This is a genomic window from Pseudonocardia sp. D17 (assembly GCF_036984265.1).
Lineage (GTDB): Bacteria > Actinomycetota > Actinomycetes > Mycobacteriales > Pseudonocardiaceae > Pseudonocardia > Pseudonocardia benzenivorans.
On record NZ_BPRG01000067.1, the window covers coordinates 1 to 2,647 of the forward strand.

General features: G+C 73.0%; 2 protein-coding genes. Both read right to left on the bottom strand.

Going from position 1 to position 2,647, the window contains the following annotated elements; genetic code table 11:
- Window positions 1-115: 115 nt before the first annotated feature.
- Window positions 116-928: an IS21-like element helper ATPase IstB gene (istB, locus tag PSD17_RS13310; protein WP_013676872.1), complete on the bottom strand. Its 813-nt coding sequence runs from the start codon at window positions 926-928 to the stop codon at window positions 116-118.
- Window positions 925-2,517 carry an IS21 family transposase gene (gene istA / locus PSD17_RS13315; protein ID WP_013676871.1) on the bottom strand — a complete coding sequence of 531 codons (1,593 nt, stop codon included), beginning with the start codon at window positions 2,515-2,517 and terminating at the stop codon, window positions 925-927. Before istA ends, istB begins: the two co-directional genes overlap by 4 nt.
- Window positions 2,518-2,647: the final 130 nt, after the last annotated feature.

The following is a 2,647-nucleotide window of genomic DNA, read 5'->3' on the forward strand; positions in this document are numbered from 1 at the left end:
TGTCAACGGCCAGCTTGAAATCCCCGCTGGCGGCCAGTAGTTCTCCCCACTGGTGGCCAGTTGGTTCTCCCCGACGGCGGCCAGATATCTCCCCGCCTCGGGGTGGTGCTCGGGGTCAGGTCAAGGGGCTCACTCCCTTGCCGGAGGTCGCCTGAGCGAGGCGGTAGCTGTCGCCCTGCGTGACGACGATGTGGGCGTGGTGGAGCAGCCGGTCGACCGTGGCGGTGGCGAGAGTCTTCGGCATGATCTCGTCGAATCCCGAGGGGTGCAGGTTGCTCGAGACGGCCAGCGAGCGGCGTTCGTAGGCGGCGTCGACGAGCCGATAGAAGCCCTCCGCGGCGTCCGGGCTGACGGGCAGTAGCCCGATGTCGTCGATGATGATCAGATCGGTGCGGATCAGCCGGGCCAGCGCGCGGGTGATCGAGTCGTCGGCTCGGTGGCGGCGGACGAACGCGCCGAGGTCCTCGATGGTGAACCAGGCGACGGTCATCCCGGCCTCGACCGCGGCCTGGCCGAGCGCCTCGCAGAAGTGGCTCTTCCCCGTCCCGGACGGGCCGCAGACGCAGAGGTTCTCCCGCCGCCCGACCCACTCCAGGCTGGTGAGCGCGTCCTGGGTCGGGCGCGGGATCGTCGAGGCCGAGGCGTCCCAGTCCTGCAGGGTCTTCCCGGCGGGGAACCCGGCGCGGGCGCGGCGGGTCCGCAGGTTCGTCGCGTCTCGGCCGGCGGCCTCCTCGGCGAGCAGCACCCGGACCAGCTCGGCGTGGTCCCAGCGCTGGGCCCGCGCGGTCGGGACAAGCTCGAGCAGGTGACGGCGGATGTGCGGGAGCTTGAGTCGGCGGGTGAGCTCGACCGCCTCGGCCAGCGGATCACCGACCGGGCCGGCAACACCCGCCGAGCCCGCCGAACTCGGTGTCGTGGTAGCGCTCATGCGGGCTCTTCAGTCGGTCGCGGCCCAGCGGACCCAGGGCCGGACTCAGTGCCGGACTCAGTGCCGGGGTCAGGATCTGGTTCGGGGCCCGGAGTCAGGCCGAAGCCGGACCAGGCGGCGGTGCCCGGCTGGAGGCTGTGGGTCTCACCGGCCTGCGTGGCGGGCTTGGCGACGGTCTCCCCGGCTTGGTGGGCGAGGATGCGCAACAGGTCGTTCTCCGCGAACCGTCCCGCGATCGCCGCGGTGCCCAGGGCCTGGTCGACCTGCCCGGGCGGGTGCAGCTTGGCCAGCGCGACGGCCTCGGTCATCTTCCGCCGGACCCCGCGGGCCCCGGCCGCGGCCGCCTCGACCAGCCAGGCCGCAGCGCCCGGCCCGAGCGCGAGGAACGCCGCCTCCGCCGCGCTGGTGGCCCGCGGCGTCCGCTCGCCGTGCGCGATCGCCGCGCCGCTGCGCGGCGGGTAGTGCGCGTCGTCGATGACCGGGCTGCCCGGACTCGACCGTCCGTGCCGGGCGACCTGGACCGGCCCGTCCTGCCCGACGGCGGTGACGATGAGGTCGTCGCCGTGGAAGCGGACCCAGACCCGGGTGTCGACCAGCTCGTGGGGCACCGAGTAGCGCACTCCCTCGACCGAGACGGTGGCGTCCCAGTTCACCCGCCGCGTGGTGCCGAACGCGACCGTGAACGGAGTGGAAGGCAGCGGGTGCAGCCGCAGGCGTTCCTCGGCGAGCATCTCCACCGGCGGCCGCCTCGTCTCGCGGTGCGGGCGGGTGTTGACCTTCTCGCACCAGTCCCGGCAGGCGGCTTCGAGCTGGCCGAACACCCGGTACTCCTCGGCGAGGTTGACCTCGGTCGGCACGAGGTCGGCCTTGGAGATCCGCACCGTCGCCTCCGAGCCGCCCTTGGTCTGCGGGTCCGCCGGCACGCAGGTGCGGATGGTCATCCCGTAGTGGCGGGCGACGTGCACGATCTCCGGGTTGCGCACCGGGACTCCGGCGACGTGGTCGACCGAGACGGTGCGCTCGTTGTCGGTCAGCGCGTAGGTCGGCACCCCACCCAGCCGGCGCAGGGTGGTGTCCAGGCAGGCCACGATCGTGGGCAGGGTGCGGTCCCAGACCGCGAGCACGACCCGGAACCGGGACCAGGCCAGCCACGCGCACCACAGGTTCGTCCGCCGCCCGCCGATCCGTGGGCCCTCCGCCCAGTCCCACTGCAACCACAGGCCCGGCTCGGGCACCCACGGCCGCAGCACCCGCCGCTGCCCGGCGCGCAGCCGCGCCTTCGTCTCGGCCACCGCGCGACGGGTGGTGCGCTCCCCGCCGGTGAAGCCCATCGCGACGATCCGCTCATGCACGATGTCGGCGCGCACCCGCCCGTTCGAGCGGGCCACCAGCTCCTCGATCTTGGCCAGGTAGGCGTCGATCGGGCGGGCCCGGTGCTCACGGGCCACCACCGGCTCCCCGGCCGCGCGCAGCGCCACGTATCGGGCCACGGTGTGGTGGTCACACCCGGCCAACTCGGCCGCCGCACGGTAACTACCCGTGAGGTCGTAGGCCTCGAGAATCTCCACGATCTCCTCGCTCCGCTTCACCGGCAGACCCTCGCCACCGGTCATTTGCTGTGGATCACCGGGGAGATATCTGGCCGCCAGCGGGGAGAACGCCGGCCATCACCGGGGTGGTAAATGGCCGCCTACGGGGAGTCTGGACTGGCCGCTGTCA